23 protein-coding genes are annotated in these 22,032 nt (G+C 48.3%); 12 read left to right on the forward strand and 11 right to left on the reverse strand.

What is annotated here, in order from left to right:
* Positions 1 to 11 precede the first annotated feature (11 nt).
* Positions 12 to 335 (forward strand): hypothetical protein, encoded by a 324-nt coding sequence (locus PJI16_18550; protein MDT3779568.1) that lies wholly within the window; start codon positions 12 to 14, stop codon positions 333 to 335.
* Between the two features lie 128 nt (positions 336 to 463).
* On the opposite strand, the gene PJI16_18555 is transcribed toward PJI16_18550, so the two are convergent.
* Positions 464 to 1,015, reverse strand: a complete 552-nt coding sequence (locus tag PJI16_18555; protein ID MDT3779569.1) for a hypothetical protein — start codon at positions 1,013 to 1,015, stop codon at positions 464 to 466.
* 193 nt (positions 1,016 to 1,208) lie between these two features.
* On the opposite strand from PJI16_18555, the gene PJI16_18560 reads away from it, so the two are divergent.
* The 9 genes from PJI16_18560 to PJI16_18600 all read left to right on the forward strand — a co-directional run bounded on the left by PJI16_18560 (position 1,209) and on the right by PJI16_18600 (position 10,087).
* Complete coding sequence (locus tag PJI16_18560; protein ID MDT3779570.1) at positions 1,209 to 1,790, forward strand: HAD hydrolase family protein; 582 nt, start codon at positions 1,209 to 1,211, stop codon at positions 1,788 to 1,790.
* Positions 1,791 to 1,925: 135 nt separating this feature from the next.
* Positions 1,926 to 3,374: a mannose-1-phosphate guanylyltransferase/mannose-6-phosphate isomerase gene (locus PJI16_18565; GenBank protein ID MDT3779571.1), complete on the forward strand. Its 1,449-nt coding sequence runs from the start codon at positions 1,926 to 1,928 to the stop codon at positions 3,372 to 3,374.
* A 23-nt stretch (positions 3,375 to 3,397) separates the two neighbouring features.
* Positions 3,398 to 4,795 carry a phosphomannomutase/phosphoglucomutase gene (locus tag PJI16_18570; GenBank protein ID MDT3779572.1) on the forward strand — a complete coding sequence of 466 codons (1,398 nt, stop codon included), beginning with the start codon at positions 3,398 to 3,400 and terminating at the stop codon, positions 4,793 to 4,795.
* Between the two features lie 257 nt (positions 4,796 to 5,052).
* The gene (gene fbp / locus PJI16_18575) at positions 5,053 to 6,060 is read left to right on the forward strand and encodes a class 1 fructose-bisphosphatase (protein ID MDT3779573.1); all 1,008 of its coding nucleotides are present in this window, start codon (positions 5,053 to 5,055) and stop codon (positions 6,058 to 6,060) included.
* 16 nt (positions 6,061 to 6,076) lie between these two features.
* Positions 6,077 to 7,102: a TRAM domain-containing protein gene (locus tag PJI16_18580; protein MDT3779574.1), complete on the forward strand. Its 1,026-nt coding sequence runs from the start codon at positions 6,077 to 6,079 to the stop codon at positions 7,100 to 7,102.
* On the forward strand, positions 7,095 to 7,799 hold the full coding sequence (ispD, locus tag PJI16_18585; protein MDT3779575.1) for a 2-C-methyl-D-erythritol 4-phosphate cytidylyltransferase: 705 nt from the start codon (positions 7,095 to 7,097) through the stop codon (positions 7,797 to 7,799). Before PJI16_18580 ends, ispD begins: the two co-directional genes overlap by 8 nt.
* A gap of 58 nt (positions 7,800 to 7,857) precedes the next feature.
* Positions 7,858 to 8,340, forward strand: coding sequence for a 2-C-methyl-D-erythritol 2,4-cyclodiphosphate synthase (gene ispF, locus PJI16_18590; GenBank protein MDT3779576.1), 483 nt, complete (start codon positions 7,858 to 7,860; stop codon positions 8,338 to 8,340).
* Between the two features lie 47 nt (positions 8,341 to 8,387).
* The gene (cysE, locus tag PJI16_18595; GenBank protein ID MDT3779577.1) at positions 8,388 to 9,032 is read left to right on the forward strand and encodes a serine O-acetyltransferase; all 645 of its coding nucleotides are present in this window, start codon (positions 8,388 to 8,390) and stop codon (positions 9,030 to 9,032) included.
* A 131-nt stretch (positions 9,033 to 9,163) separates the two neighbouring features.
* Complete coding sequence (locus PJI16_18600; GenBank protein MDT3779578.1) at positions 9,164 to 10,087, forward strand: class I fructose-bisphosphate aldolase; 924 nt, start codon at positions 9,164 to 9,166, stop codon at positions 10,085 to 10,087.
* A gap of 36 nt (positions 10,088 to 10,123) precedes the next feature.
* On the opposite strand, the gene PJI16_18605 is transcribed toward PJI16_18600, so the two are convergent.
* From PJI16_18605 to PJI16_18615, 3 genes are all read right to left on the reverse strand, one after another.
* Positions 10,124 to 11,398: a Glu/Leu/Phe/Val dehydrogenase gene (locus PJI16_18605; protein MDT3779579.1), complete on the reverse strand. Its 1,275-nt coding sequence runs from the start codon at positions 11,396 to 11,398 to the stop codon at positions 10,124 to 10,126.
* Positions 11,399 to 11,663: 265 nt separating this feature from the next.
* Positions 11,664 to 12,398, reverse strand: a complete 735-nt coding sequence (gene truA / locus PJI16_18610; protein MDT3779580.1) for a tRNA pseudouridine(38-40) synthase TruA — start codon at positions 12,396 to 12,398, stop codon at positions 11,664 to 11,666.
* A gap of 89 nt (positions 12,399 to 12,487) precedes the next feature.
* Positions 12,488 to 13,732, reverse strand: coding sequence for an N-acetylmuramoyl-L-alanine amidase (locus PJI16_18615; GenBank protein MDT3779581.1), 1,245 nt, complete (start codon positions 13,730 to 13,732; stop codon positions 12,488 to 12,490).
* Between the two features lie 138 nt (positions 13,733 to 13,870).
* On the opposite strand from PJI16_18615, the gene PJI16_18620 reads away from it, so the two are divergent.
* A complete protein-coding gene (locus tag PJI16_18620; protein ID MDT3779582.1) occupies positions 13,871 to 14,416 on the forward strand; it encodes an NYN domain-containing protein in 546 nt (181 codons plus the stop codon).
* Here PJI16_18620 and PJI16_18625 read toward each other — a convergent pair.
* Positions 14,400 to 15,182, reverse strand: coding sequence for a TatD family hydrolase (locus PJI16_18625; protein ID MDT3779583.1), 783 nt, complete (start codon positions 15,180 to 15,182; stop codon positions 14,400 to 14,402). The two genes, PJI16_18620 and PJI16_18625, sit on opposite strands and share 17 nt — an antisense overlap.
* Positions 15,183 to 15,287: 105 nt before the next feature.
* On the opposite strand from PJI16_18625, the gene PJI16_18630 reads away from it, so the two are divergent.
* A complete protein-coding gene (locus PJI16_18630; protein ID MDT3779584.1) occupies positions 15,288 to 15,830 on the forward strand; it encodes a phosphatase PAP2 family protein in 543 nt (180 codons plus the stop codon).
* Here the strand turns inward: PJI16_18630 and PJI16_18635 are convergent.
* The 6 genes from PJI16_18635 to PJI16_18660 all read right to left on the reverse strand — a co-directional run bounded on the left by PJI16_18635 (position 15,827) and on the right by PJI16_18660 (position 22,030).
* On the reverse strand, positions 15,827 to 16,783 hold the full coding sequence (locus PJI16_18635) for a cation diffusion facilitator family transporter (protein ID MDT3779585.1): 957 nt from the start codon (positions 16,781 to 16,783) through the stop codon (positions 15,827 to 15,829). The genes PJI16_18630 and PJI16_18635 overlap by 4 nt on opposite strands.
* Positions 16,784 to 16,937: 154 nt before the next feature.
* On the reverse strand, positions 16,938 to 17,246 hold the full coding sequence (locus tag PJI16_18640) for a YtxH domain-containing protein (GenBank protein ID MDT3779586.1): 309 nt from the start codon (positions 17,244 to 17,246) through the stop codon (positions 16,938 to 16,940).
* 14 nt (positions 17,247 to 17,260) lie between these two features.
* Positions 17,261 to 17,536: a hypothetical protein gene (locus tag PJI16_18645; protein ID MDT3779587.1), complete on the reverse strand. Its 276-nt coding sequence runs from the start codon at positions 17,534 to 17,536 to the stop codon at positions 17,261 to 17,263.
* Positions 17,533 to 20,439 (reverse strand): malto-oligosyltrehalose synthase, encoded by a 2,907-nt coding sequence (gene treY, locus PJI16_18650; GenBank protein MDT3779588.1) that lies wholly within the window; start codon positions 20,437 to 20,439, stop codon positions 17,533 to 17,535. The genes PJI16_18645 and treY overlap by 4 nt, the downstream gene beginning before the upstream one ends.
* A 10-nt stretch (positions 20,440 to 20,449) precedes the next feature.
* Positions 20,450 to 21,742, reverse strand: coding sequence for a glucose-1-phosphate adenylyltransferase (gene glgC, locus PJI16_18655; GenBank protein MDT3779589.1), 1,293 nt, complete (start codon positions 21,740 to 21,742; stop codon positions 20,450 to 20,452).
* Between the two features lie 6 nt (positions 21,743 to 21,748).
* On the reverse strand, positions 21,749 to 22,030 hold the full coding sequence (locus PJI16_18660) for a LapA family protein (GenBank protein ID MDT3779590.1): 282 nt from the start codon (positions 22,028 to 22,030) through the stop codon (positions 21,749 to 21,751).
* Between the last annotated feature and the right edge of the window lie 2 nt (positions 22,031 to 22,032).

Raw genomic sequence — 22,032 nt, forward strand, 5'->3', positions numbered from 1 at the left:
TCAGTAAACGTATGATTGGGCAAAAATGTGGGGGAGGAGCCCTCATTTTGTGTCTAATTTTTTTGTCTATAGGAGGGTGTAGTATTTGGGAATCGTATTCCCACCCCGACCATGGTCCTACTCGTGCTGATCGTATTTGCCATCCTTATGGAGACTGCGTGCAAGGGGTATGGGTTGCCACCGATAGAGCAGAGACGGGTACGGCTGAAGCACATGCACACTGTGTTACGCAGGTTGGCGCAGAGCAGGGGAACGATTGGAAGAAAAAGTCGGTCACTCAGGGGTTGGAAATAGGTGAGTGCATGGAACGACGCGGATTTTTGCTCAAGCAGTGATAGAAGGAGAAAGTTTCATTAAGTTATCTTAAGCAAGTGATCTCCTAATACTCATCCACATACCTCTCTCTTGACCCTTTCATGATGCGTGTGGCTGAAGAAAGTAATCATTTCCCATCTGCTAGGTTTTATTTCTCTTGGCCATTCGAATCGGTGGCGGTTACACAAATTGTGGCATGAAGGGTTTCCTCTGGTTTAAGGTTGAAAAGAACTTTTTCTTGAATGGTCCCCCCCCCTCCTGGATTGGTCGCACTCATCTCTTTATATTTGATTAATCCTTTTCCTATATCTTGGTAAATGGTAGTCTTGGCAAGATTTGTGAGCGTCTCGCCGTTGGCTTTTGTTGTGGGTTCGATGTATGAAATGTTGACAACAGGGTTGGATCCCGTCACCGTGATATTGGCAGAGGTGAGACAGGTCAAGGCAGCTTTAATTTCAGAAGTAGAGATCGGCGGAGATATGGGTTGAGGCTCTTCTGAGGAAACGAATGAATCGGTTGGGTTTGAAGGGATATCGGCCTGAGGCGTACTTGCGTTGGTGGATGGGAGTTCAGAGGGAAGGCAAGAGGGGCGTAGCCAACATAATACGGTGTCCAGTCTTTCCTGAGATTGTGGAGATGAGCAGGCAAGAAGACTGGAACAAAGAGCCAGGATCATAAGAAATCGGATTTTAATATTCACAGGTAATGGTACTCTTTAACCGGTTTTGCAAAGCTGGGTTGCGACAATAATAAATCGGACGATTGATTTTTGAGGTTGGCTGCCTTTGTATTCTATCCCTCCTCTGGTCTTAACGGAAGGCTTGCTTTAAGCTTAGGAGTATCATCAGGCTAAACGGATATTAAATGGGAAATAGAAAGGTGGACATGAACAGGTGAGAAAAAACCAATCAATTGCTTCTTTGTCCAAAGGGGTAAAAACAGTAAAATCTCTCAAAAAAAAAGATTCTCCCCGATCGTTAAGTAAGCCGAAAAAAGTTTTAAAGGCGCTGAGACTGTTTGCAACAGATGTGGATGGGGTTCTGACCGATGCCGGAATGTATTATGGGGAATCAGGGGAAGAATTGAAAAAGTTTCACACCCGTGATGGCATGGGGATTAAACTTCTACAGGCCCAAGGGTTGATCACCGCTATTATTACAATGGAAAACACCAAAATCGTCGCTCGGCGAGGAAAAAAGCTTGGCATTCCCGAGGTTTTTCAGGGAGCGAAGGATAAGGTGGCGGTCCTTGGTCATTTGTCTGAAAAATACAAAATTCCTTTTGCACAAATGGCTTATATTGGAGATGATGTGAATGACGTGGAGGCTTTGAAAACTGTGGGATATGCCGCAGCGCCTGCAGATTGTGTGGAGCAGGTCCGTCAAGTTGTGCATTATGTATGCAAAAAAAATGGAGGTGAGGGAGCTGTTCGGGAATTTATCGATACAATTTTGGCTGTAAAAAACCCTTTGTAGTTTTACAAGTTTTTATTGTCTTTTTGAACGACATAATTCGAGAATTTGAGGTGTGGGTTTATAATCCATACCAAAATACTTATGGTTTTCTATTTGGTCCATTGGAGGAGTTGAAACGCTTTTTAGGAAAAAACTATGAATGCTCATGTCTATGGAGTGATTTTAGCCGGAGGAAGTGGTACCCGGTTTTGGCCATTGAGCCGGGAACGATTTCCCAAGCAATTTTTGAGAATATTGGGAGAAGGAACCCTTCTACAACAGACCTTTGAGCGTCTATTACAAAAAATTCCTGCGAATCGGATGGCAATTGTCACCAACGCGGTTCAAGCGGAATCCATCAAGCTCCAACTCAATCAATGGAAAGATGACATCGCTGAAAATGTAATTCTCGAGCCCGAAGGAAGAAATACCGCACCGGCTATCGCTTTAGCCGCCTTACAATTGATACATCAAGATCCTGAAGCGGTAATGGTGGTGGTTCCAGCTGATCATGTTGTGAAGGCCTCTAAGAAATTCATGCAAGCCGTACAATTTGCGAGTGAATTGGCGGTGGAGGGGCATCTTGTGACGTTTGGGATTCAGCCGACTCGTCCCGAGACAGGTTATGGCTATATTCAGCCTTTGAAGCGGCGGAAGGTAGGGACCAAAGGCGATTTTATCGGCTATTCGGTTGGCCGCTTTGTTGAAAAGCCGAACCTCACAACTGCCAGGCGCTATTTGCAATCTGGAAACTATTTTTGGAATAGCGGAATTTTTGTCTGGAAAGCTTCACAGATTTTATCAGAAATAGCCATTCATCAACCGGCGTTATCCAAGTTGTTAAGTGGTATTAAGCGTCGAATGGGAAGTGAGGAGTTCCCCTCCTACCTTCGGAAGGTATATGCCAAAGTCGAATCGCTTTCCATCGACAATGCGGTGATGGAGCATTCTTCTCGAAGCGTGGTCGTACCAATAGACTTTGGTTGGTCGGATGTGGGGAGTTGGAGTAGCCTGGAGGAAGTGGTCCCCCTGGATAAAGATGGAAATGTCCGGAATGGGAATATTGTCGATCTGGGGAGCCGCAACTCCGTGCTATTTGCGGATCGAAGGGTCGTTGCGACGATTGGCCTCAATAATATGGTGGTGGTGGACACGCCTGATGCCACTCTGGTCTGTCCTAAAGAGCGAACCCAAGATGTCAAAGCCGTCGTCAATCTGTTGAAACGACAGGGAGCGCCTGAACATTTAGAGCACCGAACCGTGGATCGTCCTTGGGGTTCCTATACCGTCATGGAAGAGGGTAAAGGATACAAGGTCAAGCGGATTGAAGTTACGCCTGGAAAACGGCTTTCCCTTCAACTTCATCATCAGCGTAGTGAGCATTGGGTGGTCATTGCAGGGACCGCCCGAGTGACCCGTGGCGAAGAAATCTACGATTTGCAGGCTGGCATGAGCACAGGGATAGCCAGGGAAGTTCCGCATCGCTTGGAAAATCCTGGGCGGATCCCTTTAGAGATTATTGAAATTCAAAATGGGCCCTACCTGGGGGAAGATGATATCGTTCGACTTCAGGACGATTTTGGTAGGTTGAGACCGATTGGGTAGGACTCGGAGGGAAAGAAAGCCAGATGGGAATTTTTCGAGAGTATGATATTCGCGGGATTGTTGAATGCGATTTAGGTCCAGATGTGGTTGAGCGAATAGGCCGTGCGTATGCGACCTTGGCTAGAGCACGTGGTGTTCGCAATATTACGGTGGGCCGGGATGGTCGCTTAACATCACCAACCCTTCGAAATCATCTTATTGCCGGCCTGACCAGTTCAGGGGTGAATGTATCGGATCTTGGCTTATGTGCGACCCCCTTACTGTATTTTTCACTGTTTTCCTGTGATGTGGACGGGGGCATCATGATTACCGGCAGCCACAATGCTGCTGAGTATAACGGGTTCAAGATGTGTATAGGCAAGGAAGCCTTATACGGAGATGATATTCAAGAATTACAGAAAATTTTTGAAAGTGGCGAGTTCGCATCTGGGTCAGGAACGGTTTTAACGCAAACCATCATTCCCGAATATCTTAAATTTTTACAAGACCATTTTTCTTTGCTGAGGGGACAGGGGCTTCGGGTCGTGATTGATTGTGGGAATGGGGCGGCTTCTCTAGTGGCCAAGGAAGCTTTAGAGCAATTGGGATGCGATGTGACCGGATTGTATTGCGATCTTGATGGTCATTTTCCCAACCATCATCCAGACCCCACTGTGCTGGATAATCTTAAGGACCTGATTGAAAAAGTCAGAGAAATCGGAGCAGATGTGGGAATCGGGTATGATGGTGATGCTGATCGAATTGGCGTCATTGATGAACAGGGCCAAATTATGTGGGGTGATCGGTTGTTGCTTCTTTTTGCCCGGGATGTGCTGGATACCAATCCAGGGTGTTCCATTATTTCAGAGGTGAAAGCCTCACAGGGGTTGTATGACGATATTCACAAACAAGGTGGACGGGGTATTATGTGGAAGACCGGACATTCCATCATTAAGGCCAAAATGAAAGAGGAAAAAGCGTTGCTCGCTGGAGAGATGTCGGGTCACCTGTTCTTTGCCGATCGGTACTATGGGTATGACGATGCTATTTATGCTTCTTGTCGGCTAATCGAAATTCTTGTGAAGCGGAAAAAGCCATTGTCTTCCCTGTTGGCGGATATTCCCCAAACGGTGGTGACGCCTGAAATTCGGGTAGATTGTCCGGATGATCAGAAATTTTCATTGGTAGAAATCGTCAAAAATCGGTTGAAGCACGCGGCCAGCACACAGAATCTGAAGACCTCACCTTTACCCATTCGTGACATCATTACGATTGATGGCATTCGTGTCCGATTCGATGAAGGGTGGGGTCTGATTCGAGCCTCAAACACTCAACCAGCATTAGTCCTTCGCTTTGAAGCCACTTCTCACGCTCATCTCACTCAAATCCAGTCCTATCTGGAAGGACAACTTTCTGAAGCCACAGCCGGCTCCACGGTCTAACTCTTATCACGGTATTTCACTTTTTCGATTTCAGTTTGTTTTTGAGCCCATTCTCAATCATTCCTGGTGATGGCATCGTCGATCGGATCAACGATTGGTGATGTCCGTCATTCAGGCTCCTCATTCAACAACGCAGCCGAGTCCGTCATTGGAGTTTTTTCAATATCGAAGCCATATTTCTGTCAAACGTGCGTTGCTCCTTTATGCGGAAAAGCATATAATGAAAATCCTCTAGAATTCCATTTGGATCGTGATTGATGACTCCGCGTTTTTCCTTATCGACACATACCTTTCGTGAGCAAGCGCTTATTCCCGGAACCTCCGGAGAATTTTCTCGTATCATCATGCAAATTGCCCTGGGTGGGAAGCTGATTGCCCAGGATCTGAGAAAAGCCGGATTGAGTCAATTTCTGGGTTCTACAGGGTTGATTAATGTTCAAGGCGAAGAGGTCCAAAAGTTGGACGAACGAGCCAATCAGATATTCCTGGATGTGTTTGAGCATATGGAACTGGTGAGTACGCTTGTTTCAGAGGAAATGGAAAAACCCTACCTCATTAAAGAAGCTGATGGTCAAGGGCGATATGCGGTCTTTTTGGATCCTTTGGATGGCTCCTCTAACATTGATGTGAACGCGTCCTTAGGGTCAATTTTTTCTATTCATCGACTTTCCGTTGAGGGGTTTCCCACTTCTGAAGATGCCCTGCGAAAAAAAGGGAGCGACCAAGTTGCGGCTGGATATATCCTCTATGGATCGAGTGTGCTGTTAGTCTATACCTGCGGCCATGGGGTTCACCAATTTACCTTGGATCAGGAGGCAGGTGAATTTTTTCTCTCAGCCAGGAATATTCAAATCCCCAAACGTGGGAAAATTTATAGTGTGAATGAAGGCAATCACCAAAAGTGGTCTACCGGCACACAGCAATTTCTTCACTATCTACAAGAAGTCGATGTCCAGACAGGCAGACCCTACACCAGTCGTTATTCCGGGTGTTTGGTGGCTGATGTGCATCGTGTTCTATGCAAGGGTGGCTTATATATGTATCCGGGAGAAAAGAAAAACCCCGAGGGGAAATTGAGGCTCATGTATGAAGCCGCCCCCCTATCATTTTTGGTTGAACAGGCCGGTGGCTTGGGGAGTACGGGAGGCGGGTCTGTCAATCAACTCATTCCCAAAGCCCTTCACCAGAGAGTCCCTCTATTTATTGGCAGTCAGGAGGATGTGACCAAAGCTGAAGCGTTCCTGCGGTCTGAGTTACCGATCTAGGGAAGGAGAATCTCTTATGGTGTTGCGAATGATATTTCTGGTTATTGCTGTGGTTCTGGGCATGGCCTTGGCATGGGGGGAAACTGACGGACAGACAGTCTTACTGCTCCTCGGCGCGGGAATAGGGGCCGCAGTCGGCGTAATAATTCTGGCCGTAGAACAGAGATTGAAGGTTATGTCTTTCCCGTTTGTCTTGTGTGGAGGGGGCGGATTAATCGTTGGTCTCCTTGTGGCAGGACTGATTGGGTCGGTGACGGGATTCGGCGCACGCTTTCCTTATTCCATCTTTAATATTTTGACGAGCTTGGTGTTCTTTTTGGGAATTCCCTATTGGGGATTGATCATGGGAGTCCGATTTGCCACTGAAGGATGGGACACACCAACTATTTCAACTGGAGATAGGGATTCCGTTCGCATCAAAAAACTTCTGGATACCAGCGTCATTATTGACGGCCGGATTGCAGATCTGTGCGAAACGGGCTTTATCGAGGGAACCCTTGTTGTTCCGCATTTTATTCTTCAGGAGTTACAGCATATTTCCGATTCCTCTGACGGATTAAAGCGGGCTCGTGGAAGGCGAGGGTTGGATATTTTGAATGTTCTTCAAAAAGTGAGCAATGTCAAGGTGGAACTGGTAGAGGATGATTTTCCTCATGTGAAAGAGGTGGATACGAAACTCATTGAACTGGCAAAGCAGATGGATGCAAAAGTGCTCACAAACGATTTCAATCTGAATAAGGTAGCTGGGATCCAAGGCGTGAGAGTGCTCAATATTAATGACCTCTGTAATGCGCTGAAACCGGTGGTACTCCCAGGTGAGACGATTCGAGTCTTTGTCTTGAAAGAGGGGAAAGAGTCAGGGCAAGGTGTGGCCTATTTAGATGATGGCACCATGGTGGTGGTTGACCACGCCAAACGATGGATCGGCAAAAATGCGGATGTGATTGTCACAAGTGTCCTGCAAACAAGTGCTGGCCGAATGATCTTTACCCGTCTGAAAGAAGAAACCGAACACGAGGAGTTAAGCTTTTCGCGTGTTTAATTCTGTTGTGGCGGTCGTCCCCGCCGCGGGTCTTGGTATCCGCATGGGGGGAAACACTCCCAAACAATACCTTTCTCTTGGAGGAATACCTCTCCTAGTATATTCACTAAAAGTTTTTCAACATCTCGAGTGTATCCGCGAAGTGATTCTTTCCGTGCCGGCTTCGGATCTGGATTATTGCCGGCGTGAAATAGTGCAGCTCTTTGGATTGAAGAAAGTCACTCAAGTTGTGGCGGGAGGACTACGGCGCCAGGATTCTGTCAGAAATGGACTTGAGGCCATTTCCGATCAACCTGACGGAGTTCTGGTCCATGATGGTGTCCGTCCCTTTATCGACCAGCCCATTGTTAGGAATGTGATCGACCGGGCCGGGCAAACAGGGGCTGCGGTGGTGGCGATGTCAATTCATGATACCGTAAAACGGGTCGATCATTCTGGGATTATTCAAGAGACATTGAAAAGGGAGGAACTCTGGCAGATTCAAACTCCCCAGGTGTTTCGGTATGACTGGCTCGTAGAGGCACATAAACAGGCTCAACTCCATCAATGGGCCGTCACCGATGATGCTGCCCTCATCGAACGGATGGGATACCCCGTTTCCGTAGTGGAGGGAAGTTGTTTTAATATAAAAGTGACCAAACCGGATGATCTGGTTCTGGGGGAAGCTATTTTGAAAACGATGGGAAGCCGAGGGTGAAACCTCTAGCTAGAATTCATCAGGTGTGTTTTCTTTCTCTCCTCATTCCTAATTCAATATGAGAGTTGGCCAAGGTTATGACATTCATCCCTTGCAAGAGGGCCGTCCACTGATTCTAGGTGGCGTGGCTATCCCACATACACAAGGGTTGGATGGCCATTCCGATGCTGATGCTCTGACCCATGCCGTCTGCGACGCCATTCTGGGAGCTATGGGAGAAGGAGATCTTGGAACACGCTATCCAAGCAGTAATCCGGAATACAAAAATCTCTCCAGCTTGGTGATGCTACGGAGTGTCGCTCAAACCCTTCGTGAAAAAGGATTTTATTTGGTGAATCTGGATACGGTTATTCTGGCCCAGGCTCCGAAATTGGCCCCGTATATGGTTTCGATGCAAGAGAGTCTTGCAGGCGTGCTGCAGGTTTCTCCTTCTCAGGTAAATGTTAAAGTTAAAAGTGGAGAGGGAATTGGAATGATTGGACGGGCAGAAGGTATTGCCACGTTGGCAATTTGTCTCATTGAAAGTATCTCGCCGTTATGAAATGATACCACCTTCTACTTCTTGGGATATATCCATATGGTGGGCCTATGCGGTTGGTTAAACGAATTACTGAAGATCTTCACGCTGTTTTTGAGCGCGATCCGGCGGCAACCAGTCGTTGGGAGGTGTTGCTGGCCTACTCGGGTTTTCATGCGTTATTGGCCTACCGGGTAGCGCATTGGTTATGGAAGAAAAATGTTCCGATTGTCCCTCGGTTGATTTCGCAACTGGCCCGGTGGCTAACCGGTATAGAAATTCATCCAGGAGCGCAGATTGGACGCGGATTTTTTATTGACCATGGAATGGGGGTGGTGATTGGCGAGACTGCCGTCATTGGTGAGTCTGTCACCCTCTTTCAAGGCGTCACACTCGGAGGAACCGGCAAGGAACGGGGTAAACGCCATCCTACATTGGGTAATCATGTCGTTGTCGGAGCCGGAGCAAAAGTGCTAGGGAATATTACGATTGGGGATTTTGTAAAAATTGGAGCCAATTCAGTTGTTCTTCGGTCAGTTCCTTCGAATTCAACAGTCATTGGGATACCTGGCCGTATTATCAAAACCATTGGAGACCGGGTGCCAGAAGCGACCATGGATCATGCTAATATTTCAGATCCGATTGCTGAACGGTTTGATGCGATGGAACAAGAACTCATTGCTCTAAGAAAACAGGTGGAACAATCTGAAAAATGACCGTAACGGATGTGGGAGAATTGTTATTATTGTCTTAGGCCGTGAGGTCTTCTACACTACAGGCGAGGGTCTGAACAAAGAGAAGGTACTATGTTGAAAGGGAGGGAATTTTTGTGAAGGAACCCAACGTAATCACGCCACGAGTCAAGGAAATCTTACGAAATTATGAGGGGAATGTCCCTGGAGTGCTTGCAAATATTGCCCGTTTATTGATGACGGGACGATTGGCCGGGACTGGTCGCTTAGTTATTCTGCCGGTGGATCAAGGCTTTGAGCATGGTCCAGCCAGAAGTTTTGCGGTCAATCCTGCAGGGTATGATCCTCACTACCATTTCCAGCTTGGCATTGATGCCGGATGTAATGCCTACGCGGCTCCTCTCGGATTTCTAGAGGCCGGAGCTGCAGAATATGCCGGTCAAATTCCCCTTATACTGAAATTGAACAATAATGATTCGCTGTTTGAGAGCAAAGATCCTAATTCCGCAATTACGGGCAGCGTCCATGATGCCCTGCGGTTAGGATGCTGTGCGGTGGGATATACGATTTATCCAGGGTCTGCCCATAGCCAAGAGATGTATAACCATTTGCGGGAAATTGCTCAAGAGGCCAAATCCCATGGATTGGCGGTAGTTGTATGGTCATATCCTCGAGGTTCTGGACTGAGCAAAGAAGGGGAGACGGGAATTGATATTGTTGCCTATGCCGCGCAAATTGCCGCCCAACTAGGGGCCCATATCGTCAAAGTGAAGGTGCCATCGAATCATATAGAGCAAGCGGCTGCTAAAAAAGTATACGAATCCGAAAAAATTCCCATTGGCACGCCAGCTGAACGTATCCGCCATGTGGTGCAGAGTACATTTCAGGGAAGGCGTATTGTCATTTTTTCGGGCGGGGCCAAAGGGGAAGATCAGAAAATTTTTGATGAAGCAAGAGGAATACGGGATGGTGGAGGATTCGGGTCCATTATTGGGAGAAACTCCTTTCAACGGCCGAGACCTCAGGCTCTTGAATTTCTCTCAACCGTCATGAAGATCTATGGTGAAGAACTCATTTAGAGAGTCCCCCCCTCGCCAGGATTTAGAATGTATGAACTAGGGGTACAATCCTCGACATTGGTGGGCTTGAGCGACTTCCTGAATTCCTGCGATTAATGCGGCGGTTCTCATTGTCAGTTTTTTCTCCTCAGCATGTTTGAGGATACGGTGAAACGCTACGGTAATGATGTTTTTGAGCCGGCTGTGAATATCTGATTCCTGCCACGAAAAACGTTGGGCGTCCTGGACCCATTCAAAATACGAGACGATCACTCCGCCTGCATTGGCGAGAATATCCGGAACCACAAAAATTCCTCGTTCCCTCAAAATGGCATCGGCCTCCAGAGTTGTTGGGCCGTTGGCTGCCTCGATAAGGTACTGGCATTGAATGCCAGAAGCGTTGTTAACCGTGATTTGTTCGGACACGGCAGCTGGAATGAGCACATGGCACGGTAACATGAGTAACTCTTCGTTACTAATCGGTTCACCAAATTGCGTGAGAGAAGGGATCGACGCTTTCTCGGTGGCCAGATGAGAAAGAATTCCTGGGATATCCAGACCTTTTTTGTTGTACAACCCGCCCAACTGATCGCTGATTGCCAATATTTTTACGCCTTCCTGATGTAGAATTCGTGCAGTATGGGATCCGACGTTTCCAAACCCCTGAATGACCACAGTTGTGTCTGAAGTAGACAGACCAAAATTACGTAGGACTTCCAACGTGACATCCACCACTCCACGCCCTGTCGCCTCCTCCCGGCCAAGGGTGCCTCCAATTGAGATTGGTTTCCCGGTGACCATTCCCCTGACGGTATATCCTACCTGCTGACTGTAGGTATCCATCACCCACCCCATGACTTGCTGATTGGTCCCAATGTCGGGGGCGGGTATATCTTTGTCCGGGCCCAATAACGGAAAGATTTCTGCGATGTAACGGCGGGTCACACCTTCCAATTCTGCGGCTGAAAGCATTGAAGGATTGACCGCCACCCCGCCTTTTGCTCCACCAAATGGCAACCCGGCTAGCGCTGTTTTCCAGGTCATCCACATTGCCAAGGCTGCGACTTCGCCAAGGCTGACGTCTGGATGGTAACGAATGCCGCCTTTGGTGGGGCCGCGGGCTACATCATGATGCACTCGATAGCCACGAAAGACTTGAACCTGTCCGTTATCCATCCGGACAGGGATACTGACACAGAGAGACCGCTGAGGGGCTTTGAGTCGCTCAAGGAGACCTGAGTCCAGATTCATATGGTGGGCTGCCTCATCGAACTGGGCCACTGCTAAGCGAAACGTTGGGTGGTTGAATTCTGGAGCAAGGTCATTGGTCATGGGGGTTATCCAGCGAGTTGAAAATGTTAAATCCTACTTTTTAGTATATCAAGAATGCGATTTTAAATAATTCCTTTTTACATCGGCATTTGAGTGGATGAAAAGAAAGCAAGAAAAATGCTGCGGTATTCAAAAATGTTCGTCATGTCCTGCCCTGAGTATTGCTGAAGGGGAGGCCGCCTATTTTTTGACGGGGGGAGCGGAAGAGTAGGCGAGAACGATCAATGGGTGGGAACGCAGGTCGGGCCATGTTTCAACTCCTCAATTAATACAACACATGAATGAGGTAGAGCCCTTGGGGAGGGGCGGTTACTCCTGCTGCGCGTCGGTCTTTAGCCTGAAGAATGTCTGTAATCGAGTCCGGTGATCTTTTGTATCGTCCGACTTCGGTCAGTGTGCCAATAATCGCCCGAACCATTTGCTTCAGGAATCGATTAGCCTGAATCTGAATGGTGAGAGACATAAGATCCGAAGTGAGGGAGACTTCGGACACGACGCATATGGGATCCGATGTACTCGCACGTGGGCCTTGGAACGAGGTGAAGTCATGTCGGCCAATAAATCCAGACATGGCCTGTCGCATGGCCTGGGTATCCAACTCGTAGGGTAAGTGCCAAACTCGATGGCGATCAATGGCCGGGCGGGCAGGATGGTTGGATATTCGATACTCGTACAGCTTTTCTTTTGCGCTATATCGAGCATGAAACGATTCAGGAACCCGTTCACTCGTCACCACCGAGATATCAGGCGGAAGAGCGCTGTTGAGCGCCAGTTTCCATTTATCTGCCGGAATAGATTTGTCAGATTGAAAACTGGCGACTTGACCACGGGCATGGACCCCGGCATCCGTTCGTCCCGCGGCGATGATAGAAATGTGTTGTTGTGTAATGCGGGTAAGCGCTGTTTCTAAGGCGGCTTGGATCGTCGGCTGATTGGGTTGGCGTTGCCATCCCGCGTAAGCCGTGCCGTCATATTCGATGGTCAGTTTAATGGTGGACACGGGTTACTGTGTTACCAGGGGATGAGCGGGGTAATCTTCATAAACAGGAGATCGGAGAATCCGATGGAAGAGGCCGGGGGCTGTCCTGGCTATCGAGAAGCGGTTTGTAACGGGGTAATATAGGATTGAAGTCCCTTAAATATTCCCTCGGCCACTCGTTTTTGATAGGTTGAACTTTGTAATAGCTTTTCCTCCGTAGGATTGGAGATAAAGGCAATCTCTGCCAATATGGCAGGCATGGTGGTCATTCGCAGCACAAAAAATGGAGCGGTTTTGATCCCATGATCTTTGATCTTATAAAAGGCATCCAAAAATTTCACCAGGGAATTTTTGGTTGTCCATGCTAACTCGCGGGAATCATCAATTTTTTTGTCGTTAAGCTTGTCGGCAAGAATAAATTGCCAGGGTGCCGCATTTTTTTCAAGCGGTGTGCCATTTTCTCTGGCAGCGACGGCAAGTGCTCGTGGGTCACTGGCTTCACCAAAGTGATAGAGTTCCATCCCTTTCACGGAAGCTTGAGGATGGGAGTTAATGTGGATCGAGACAAAGAGATCCGCTTTATGTGTATTTGCGAATTTGGCCCGGTCTTCCAATTCGATGAAGACATCCGTTTCTCGGGTCATGAAGACTTTCGTGGATTTTTCTTTGGCGAGCAGGTCTCTCAAATGATTTGCGATAGTTAAGACGACATCCTTTTCCCTTGTGCCTTTGCGACCTAAGGCCCCTGGGTCTTTTCCTCCGTGTCCGGGATCAATCACGATCACCAGATCTTTTTTTATGACAGGTGGTGGCGGAGTGGGTGGAGCCACCACTGGAGAAGCTGGTGTGTTACTTGGTGGCGCCTTAATGCCAGCCGCCCCCTCAGCTATAGGATACAAATCAAGAACGACGCGAGCAGGATTTTTGAGAACATACCACTTATAGTGTTTCCAGCCGTCAATGGGTATGGTCAAGAGGATGGATCCAGAAGAATTTCTGGAAAGATCCAATTGTAATGGAAATGAATCTGCCGTTGATTTGGCGACAGTAGACTTAGGTAATTGTGTGTTGGGAAGTTCTAATTGAAATGTTGTGGCCGTTTGATGCTCTTGAGGAGCAGGATGGACGGGGCGGTTCAGATCTAACACAACACGGGTATACTGTTTATGGCGATGAGCACGAATGTTGCGAATGGAGGTTGAGGGTGGTGATTGTGCAATAAGATGAATCAGTGGGGGGATTTCGTCCCCAGAGAAAGGTCGAGTGTCTGTCGCTCCCCCAGACGAGGGAAAAGACGTTGACAGGACCAACATACCGATGCAGGAATAAAGGGGTATCATTCGAGTGGAAGGCATAGGTATTAAACCATTCCTCTCTTTTTTCGCAGAAGATCGTCTTCTTGTCAAGGGAAGAAGCGCTTTCGAACCGGGTCCTGTTGCGGGTAGACTCAGTCATTATGGCTTGATCATGCTTCGCATCATGAGGGAATCACAGTGGCACCGAAACATTTGATCATCGATGGATATAATGTGTTGGGTGCAATGGGGCTTCCCCCCCATAAGGTCGTTGAACAGGGAGAGCATAATCGAGAGGAGTTTATTGTACGTGTAGGCCTCTATGGACATAAACTCCGCAATCTGATCACCTTAGTCTTTGATGCCTGGCAACAATCGGGAATGAGTCGGCAAGTCATTCATCGTGAGGGTGTGACAGTTATTTATACAGCTCAGGGTGAAAAGGCCGATGGGGTAATTCAAGATTTTATCCGAACCCATGGAAAAGGGACCGCAGTAGTCTCATCCGATCTTGAAGTGATCGCTGTTGCGAAAGCTTTTGGGGCGTTTTCGATCAGGTCGCAAGAATTTGTCAAACGCCTGTCTTCTGCTGGTCTTCAAGGATCAGCCGTGAGTCGATCCCAAGGTGGACGCTTGTACAAGGGGGATGATGAGGAGCCGGTTCGATCAAAAGAGAAGAAGGGCAATCCCCGAAAACTTCCCAAGAAGTTACGTCAGCGTAATCGGATTATGAAGAAATTTTAAAGAGCTGGCAGGCATTAATGGTCGTCAGTTCGGCCACACGAGCTAGTCCTGCTTCCGAGTCACCATATTTAATTTCCGCAATCTGTTTTGCCACGTAGGTGACGTAGGCGGATTCGTTGCGTTTTCCTCGAAACGGGACGGGAGTTAAATAGGGAGCATCGGTTTCAATGAGCAACCGGTCATCGGGGACCGTGCGAATCACTTCATGTAACTGCGAGGCATTTCGAAAGGTGATGATTCCTGAAAATGAGAGATAAAACCCCAGGTCCAAGGCCCGTTTGGCAAATTTCAGATCCTCCGAAAAACAATGAAAGACGCCGCCCACCTTTTCGGCATGTTCTTCATGCATGATTGCCATCGTATCCTCCTGCGCCTCACGTGTGTGAATCACCAGGGGAAGGGCGAGTGATTGCGCTAGGGCAATTTGTTCACGAAATCGTTGACGTTGGGTTTCTCGAGGAGAGTGATCATAATGATAATCAAGCCCGATTTCGCCGAAGGCGACGACTTTTGGTTGCTGGGCCAGTTGACTCAATTCTGCATACCAGCTGGGCTCGATGCGTTTGACTTCATGTGGGTGCACGCCGATCGTGGCATAGACATTAGGTCGGGTTGAGGCTAATTGCACTGCTGCATGACTTGTGGAAAGATCACATCCGATAGTGACAAATTTCTCAACACCGGCTTCGTGGGCACGTTGAAAAATTTCGTCCCGATCCGGATCATAACGGGGATCGTCTAAATGAACATGGGTATCAATCAGCATGGAGAAATCCTTTCTCGTTAAAACCTTTACCTTATCATACTCGTTCAATTTCTTGCAGAATCTCGTTTTTTTTCAGTCCAAGTACGAAAGAGTTAAGGAACAATAATGAACTATGATGAACTATGGTTTGCCTATATTAATGGTTGGGCCGGCCGGTTTGCTGAATTGGATTGGTTCATGCTTCAGGTATCACGGGAAAGTAACCTGTTGATTCCTGGCTTTTTACTCGTGGCGTATTGGGGATGGATGAAATGGGGAGAGGCTAAATTCGCCATTCCCTCTTTAGCACTCCTGATCGGCTTCAGTGATTTTCTGGGCGGACAGCTGAAAACATTGATTGGCCGTCCACGGCCCTGTCAGGTCCTCGATCACATTCATGAATTGGTCGGATGTGGTGGCGCTTTTAGTATGCCGTCCAATCACGCGTTGAATTCAGGTACGGCTATTAGCTTTCTTGCGATACTTTATCCCTCTCTAGGGTGGATATTGTGGCCATTCCTTGGCCTGATCGGATTGTCCCGGGTATTTCTAGGTGCCCATTATGTCACCGATGTGTTGTTCGGGATTGGTCTGGGCGCGCTCTTGGGAGGAGGGGTTGGATTTTTACTCAAGACGCGCGTGTTTCGAAGGAAGCCTCTTCCGGATTAGTGATGGTGCAGGTGAGGAAGTGTGGGTTCTGTGCCGGTTGATCCGTTTGTCAGGTAACTGAGATTGCAATGCAGGTCCTCATGCTCAGGGCATTCGTTTTCCAGTTGGACGGTTAAGTGATGAATGCCAAATTTCGAGGAAAGTGTTGATTGAATGGGTTGAAGCAGTTGATCTTTATCTGGAACCGCCGCGTTGTCCACCAACACGTGACAGGTCAACATCACAATGCGGGGTTCAACCGACCAGATATGCAGGTCATGAACTTTATTGACACCAGGAATATTTTCAATGGTCGCCACAATATCGGAAGTTTTGAGATGGGGGGGAGTCGATTCCAGTAAAATGTCCAGCGACTCACGAAAGAGTGGCCAACTCCCTTTTACGATAATGACGACTATAAGGAGACTGATCAGGGGATCCAAAATGGTGAGGCCGGTCAGGGCGATACCCAACCCCGCGATAATGACGCCAAGAGACATCCAGGCATCCATCACCATATGAAGAAACGCCCCGCGAATATTCAGGTCATCTTCGGCTCCTCTTCGCAGTAACAGGGCGACGGCAAGGTTGGCGATCAGGCTGATCCCAGCGATCACCATCACCCAAAAACCAGGCACGTCAACCGGTGAAAACATCCGATCGATGGCCAGAATTCCGATAATCGCCCCTGTGAAAATTAACAGAAGGCTATTGATGAACGCTGCAATGGTTCCGGCGCGATGGTAGCCAAACGTGCGATGTTCCGTGGCGGGTTGGGTGGCCAGAATATGTGCATACAAGGCTAACAAGAGAGAGCCTTGATCGATCAAATTGTGTCCGGCATCGCTCAGTAACCCCAGACTATTGATCACATACCCGCCGATGAATTCAGCGAGAATGATAACGCCATTGATGACAAGGCCAAGCTTCAGCCGATACGTGAGAGGGGAGGAGGTCAATTCTGAATTCGTCATAGGATCTACTCTCGCATGAATCTTGGGCCTGGACAATGGGAAGAGGCAAGCCTACTTCACTCTTCCCATAAACGGAGTGGAGGGATCCCGGTACTTGCGAGGTTGAGAATGGTGAAGGGGAAGCACCTCCCCCTTCTATGCGGAGGGTGCGAATTTACTCGTCGATAGAATCAGTTTTGACGGCCTGTTTGGTGGCATCCACTGCGGAGTTGACTCGAGTGGCCGCTTGTTTCATGGTTTTCCTGGCTTCTTCAGACCAGGCATGTACGGCCTCTTTCGTTTGGCAAGCCATATCAGAAAATTCGTCCTGTGCGGTCTTTGCGCCTCGTGCCAATCGATTACGCACGTGAGTTCCTGTCTCCGGTGTCAGGAGTATGGCTGTACCCGCGCCCAAAAGAAACCCTGCGATGAAGACAAAAGTATTCACCCAACCTGAGTCGTTTTGCGTCGTATGTTCATCCATCGTGAAAATTCTCCTTAGTAATTCTTCGATTGTTCTGACTCATCCTGATGATCTTTTGATGAGGCCATTGCCATGATGGCTCCTCCCAGGAGGACCCCGGAGGCAAAAATAAGACTGTAGGATAAGCCCGTTCTGAGCTCAGGCCATGTATCCAGAATTCGTTTCCATAACGGGACATCTTCAGAGAAATGGACGTGTCCCTCCCAGCCCAATTCTCCCTCCGGCGTAGATTGATCAGAGTATGATTCTTGGTCAGAAGCATGTGCCGTGTTCAATTTGCTCATAGTCATGAAGCAGGCTCCAATAGGGCAAAAGGAAAATGTTGGAAAAGCGTTCCTAGGGGTAATCCTACCATGCCCGGACCATTTTGTGGAGTGACAATTTCTTGGGTCAGAATATTACGAACAGAGTGTGTCGCGAATTCCGGAGGGAGCGACATCGAGGTTTGTCCCCATATAGATTCGCCGAGCGGACTGATGGTCTGATCCGGGATGAGATTGGTTAAAAATCGTGGAAATATGACCATGCAGATATGTGAGTGATGCTGTCGAATGAATCCACACACATGATGTGCCTGTTCACCTTTGAATTCCAATGGCAGATACAATCCTTCCAAAAACAGGTGGGGATGGCTCTTTCGTACATGAAGTGCTGTTGTGGTCAAAAACATTTTAATCAGGCCGTTTTCCGCTTCCTGTAATAACGTATGGACAAGGTCGAGAGGAGGGGTGGTTTGTCGCATGTGCTGTAAATCGGACAGCCGTTGTTGCCTGAGGAGGTAATTCACGGGTTGTCGGTTGTCCGGATCGACCAGACTGAAGTCCCAAAGCTCTGTGCCTTGATAGAAATCGGGGACACCCGGAGCAAGAATTTTAATAAGCACCTGACTCAGAGAATTATACATACCATATTTGGCAATGCGTTGTTGAAAGGGAATGAAATCTTGGAGAAAGGTATTTGTGGGCCTGAGAGAAAGAATCCGGGAAAGAAATTCTCCGACGGCCTTCTCCCAGGTTTCATCGGGGTTTAACCAGCTGGTGTTGACTTTCGCTTCCCGCAAGGCTTTTACCAAATACTCCTGTATACGCGTCAAAAAAAGAGGTTGAGCCGGTTCCGAGAGCCCGCCCAATGGCCAGGTGCCGAGCAGTGTCTGGTAAATTAAATATTCTTCATTCAAGCTCGGTGCCAGTTGATCATTGATTGGTTGTTTCGCTTTTTTGTTCAGCCGGCTCCAGAGTTTAAGATGCTGCCGCCATTCTGTAGGAATTTCCGACAACACATTGATTCGTGCCCGGACATCCTCGCTCCGTTTTGTGTCATGCGTGGAGGTGGTGGAGAGGCTTGTTGGCCATTGGGTGGCGCGCTCCTGCATGTATTGGTGAAATTTTGAAAGGGGGACACCAAAATGTTGCGGTTCTCCGCCGACTTCATTCAGTGATGTGAGGCGGTTGTAGCTATAGAAGGCCGTATCTTCAACGCCTTTCGCGGTGACCGGACTGGTCGTTTGCTGGAATTTCATGACAAAAGGGCGAATTGTCTCCCAATCAAGATCGGGAGATTCCTGGGGAATTCTCAAGAGAAGATCGCGGATGAAATCGAACACCAGATTGCTGATGGCGGGATTGCGCCGTTTTGCTCGCGCTACAGCCAAGCGGATATACACACGATCACGATCCAGCGGGCCTTCGAGAGGGTCCGGTCCAATATATGTTCGATACACGGGGAAACAGGCAATGATTTCGCGGATGGCATGGATCAGGCTGTTCAACGTAAAGTCCCGTGAGCGCCGGTTTCGCTCGGAAAGTACGTTGAGTTGATGTCCCAATGCATTGATTTCTCCTGACATGGAACTGGTCATGATGAGATTTTTGCATTCGTAGATCAGGTCGTCATATCGGAGAGACTGTTTGGTAAATCGGCTGTAGATTTGTTCGATCTGTCGTTGATGGGTTTCCTGGATGAATAATTGATTGACTAAGGCCAGGTAGTCATATCCGGTGGTGCCATGGCAGAGCCAATCCTGAGTGAGACGTTCCTCTGTACCCAGGATTTTTTCAACGAGGAGATAGAGGGAGCGACCTTGTGTGTCTGCCTGAACTTCCAAGTGTTCAGCCGCCCATTGTTGCCATTGGGCCAGAAAAGCTCTTGGGTTGTAGAGTCCATCGACATGATCAATCCTCAGTCCATTTACCGCACCGGATGTTAATAATTCAAATATTTTTTGATGGGCCGCCTGAAAGACTTCCGGTTGCTCCATGCGAATGGCCGCCAGTTGGTTGATGTCAAAAAACCGGCGATAATTAATTTCTTCAGCGGCTACACGCCAATAGGCCAGGCGATAGGCTTGGTGACTCACCAGGTGGTCGAGGATATCGAATGTGCGCGGAGAGTTCTTGATGCCATTGAGTAATCGAATGTTCTCCAGCAGAAAATTGCGAATGGTTGAATTTTCTACAATCACCGTGGAGAGGCGGCGGCGGATTACCTCCTTCTCCCGGTATCGTTCGGCAACCCGCTCGGTCTCCGTTTCGGTTCTGGCTGGTAAATGGGAGAGGGCGGTGATAATGCTTTGGAATTCATGCAAGTGCGGATCGGAATTTTCCAGGCATTGATTGAGTGTGTCTTGCCTAAAGGTCAGGATGGTACTCCACGTACAAGGGTCAATAGGCAGCCGATTTTCATAGTATGTGAGGAAAAATTGCCCGTCGTCATAGTGGAGAATGATTTCCTGGTTTTCGAGAACAATGCCGTATTGATCGCCCAGAATGGGAAGAAGGACTTTGTTTTCCAATTCCGGCTTCACCGGTATCCAGTCAATATCGAAAAAAGTGGCGTAATGAGAAGACGGACCATTTTCCAAGACATCCTGCCACCAAAGATTCGTCGATCCGGCTATTCCCATATGATTTGGCACGACGTCCAGAATCTGCCCCATGCCATGCTGGTGTAGTGCTTGGATAAATGCCTGATACTCAGTTTCCGTTCCAATCTCTGGATTTAATTCCGTGGGATCAACCACGTCGTATCCATGAGTGCTTCCTGGAGCGGCTTTCAGATAGGGCGAGGCGTAGCAGTCGGTGATACCAAGTTGAGACAGATAGGGAAGAATGCGAGAGGCGTCCTGGAATGTGAACGACGAGTTAAATTGAAGGCGATAGGTCGAGAGCGGAATGTGCAGAGACAGAGGAGTCATGCTCCCTCCTTTATGTTAAAGAGGAGGGTGAGGAGTGAATGGCCCGTCCGCCATACGATTGCCCACGAGGGAAAAGGGTGAGGCCGAGCTTTCCGGCTGTGGATCGTCGACCGTCTCGTCCATGTTTGTCGCCTAGGGTGGTTCCGGACGAGATAATGTTAAATCGATCAATGATACAACGATGGAGATGGCAATTGGAGCCGATGAGTGTCCCATCAAGAATAATCGATTCTTCAATGGTACAGCCTTCTCCAATCCTGACATTACGTCCGATGATGGAACGTTTCACTGTACTGTCTACGACGAGGCTGCCTTGGCCGACCATGGCATCATCCATGTGGGATCGGACTAGACTGGCAACGGGTTCAACCGACGCATCGGTCAGAATAGGCCATTTGACATTTCGTAAGTCAAGGATCGGCGACTCTCCCAAGATGTCCATGTTGGCTTGCCAATAGGCCTCCAGCGTTCCGACATCGCGCCAGTACCCCCATTCTTCATAAGGATGAATGCCGGGAACCACATTGTCCATGAAGTCATAAGCCAAGACCCGGTGAGATTTGATGAGGGAGGGAATAATGTTCCTGCCAAAATCGTGAGTGCCGGCTTGACTGGCGTCTTGTTCAAGGATTTTCACAAGAATGTCGGCGTTAAAAATATAATTCCCCATCGAACTAAACGCCATCTCAGGATTTTCAGGCATGGGTTTCGGCGAGGCTGGCTTTTCCTCAAACCCGATGATTTGATGGTTGGCATTGACTTCGACAATTCCAAACCCTTTAGCTGCCTGAATCGGAACGGGAAGCGACGCGACGGTCACATCCGCTTCCTGGTCAAGATGAAATTGGATCATTTGCCGGACATCCATCCGGTAAATATGATCGGCTCCGAAGACGGCCACCAATCCTGGCGCGAAGTCCTGAATGAGGTTAATATTCTGATAAACGGCATCCGCTGTCCCTTCATACCATTTGCCTCGTCCCTTCATTTGTGGAGGGACGACCGTAATAAAGTTTTGACGGTTGGTGCCACCAAAACGCCAAGCCCTTCTGAGATGTTCAATTAAGGATTGCGAACGGTATTGCACCAAAACATACATGGATTGGATGCCGGAATTAATGAAATTGCTAAGAACAAAATCGACAATTCGATAGGTGCCGGCAAAGGGCACGGATGGCTTACTCCTTTGTTCAGTTAACGGCATTAGCCGTTCACCTTTTCCACCAGCCATAATCATAGCCAGGATTTTTTGGGGCGTCCGTTCTGTGATTTTTTTGCGACGGGATCCAGAAGAGGTTTTCATAGAGATTTAGGTGTTGGACGGAGGGTTGGTTAACTCGGCGACGGATCGTTCCAGTGCCGCGATCGTTTTTTGTTGTTTGGCAATCAACCGGCTTTTTTTTATGTAGGAGGGCAATGAAGCCAGTAGGGTCAGGCTAACACCTAACCCCAAAGCCGTGAGTAACATGACCGCCCGCGACCCGTGGAAGGTCCAGGCAAAAAAATTCAGAATGATGGGTTCGGAATTTTGTATAGAAAAGGCAACAGCAAAAAATAGTAAAAGCAGCAACGACAACAGTGCAGAATACATAG

Origin of the sequence: Nitrospira sp. MA-1 (assembly GCA_032139905.1) — a bacterium.
Classification (GTDB): Bacteria; Nitrospirota; Nitrospiria; order Nitrospirales; family UBA8639; genus Nitrospira_E.

Excerpts from the sequence above, each read along its gene's own strand:
- PJI16_18550 (MDT3779568.1), top strand. The coding sequence starts at position 12 with ATGATTGGGCAAAAATGTGGGGGAGGAGCCCTCATTTTGTGTCTAATT.
- PJI16_18565 (MDT3779571.1), top strand. The coding sequence starts at position 1,926 with ATGAATGCTCATGTCTATGGAGTGATTTTAGCCGGAGGAAGTGGTACC.
- PJI16_18570 (MDT3779572.1), top strand. The coding sequence starts at position 3,398 with ATGGGAATTTTTCGAGAGTATGATATTCGCGGGATTGTTGAATGCGAT.
- fbp (MDT3779573.1), top strand. The coding sequence starts at position 5,053 with ATGACTCCGCGTTTTTCCTTATCGACACATACCTTTCGTGAGCAAGCG.
- PJI16_18580 (MDT3779574.1), top strand. The coding sequence starts at position 6,077 with ATGGTGTTGCGAATGATATTTCTGGTTATTGCTGTGGTTCTGGGCATG.
- ispF (MDT3779576.1), top strand. The coding sequence starts at position 7,858 with ATGAGAGTTGGCCAAGGTTATGACATTCATCCCTTGCAAGAGGGCCGT.
- cysE (MDT3779577.1), top strand. The coding sequence starts at position 8,388 with ATGCGGTTGGTTAAACGAATTACTGAAGATCTTCACGCTGTTTTTGAG.
- PJI16_18605 (MDT3779579.1), bottom strand. The coding sequence starts at position 11,398 with ATGACCAATGACCTTGCTCCAGAATTCAACCACCCAACGTTTCGCTTA.
- PJI16_18615 (MDT3779581.1), bottom strand. The coding sequence starts at position 13,732 with ATGCCTTCCACTCGAATGATACCCCTTTATTCCTGCATCGGTATGTTG.
- PJI16_18625 (MDT3779583.1), bottom strand. The coding sequence starts at position 15,182 with ATGCTGATTGATACCCATGTTCATTTAGACGATCCCCGTTATGATCCG.
- PJI16_18630 (MDT3779584.1), top strand. The coding sequence starts at position 15,288 with ATGAACTATGATGAACTATGGTTTGCCTATATTAATGGTTGGGCCGGC.
- PJI16_18635 (MDT3779585.1), bottom strand. The coding sequence starts at position 16,783 with ATGACGAATTCAGAATTGACCTCCTCCCCTCTCACGTATCGGCTGAAG.
- PJI16_18640 (MDT3779586.1), bottom strand. The coding sequence starts at position 17,246 with ATGGATGAACATACGACGCAAAACGACTCAGGTTGGGTGAATACTTTT.
- PJI16_18645 (MDT3779587.1), bottom strand. The coding sequence starts at position 17,536 with ATGACTATGAGCAAATTGAACACGGCACATGCTTCTGACCAAGAATCA.
- treY (MDT3779588.1), bottom strand. The coding sequence starts at position 20,439 with ATGACTCCTCTGTCTCTGCACATTCCGCTCTCGACCTATCGCCTTCAA.
- glgC (MDT3779589.1), bottom strand. The coding sequence starts at position 21,742 with ATGAAAACCTCTTCTGGATCCCGTCGCAAAAAAATCACAGAACGGACG.
- PJI16_18660 (MDT3779590.1), bottom strand. The coding sequence starts at position 22,030 with ATGTATTCTGCACTGTTGTCGTTGCTGCTTTTACTATTTTTTGCTGTT.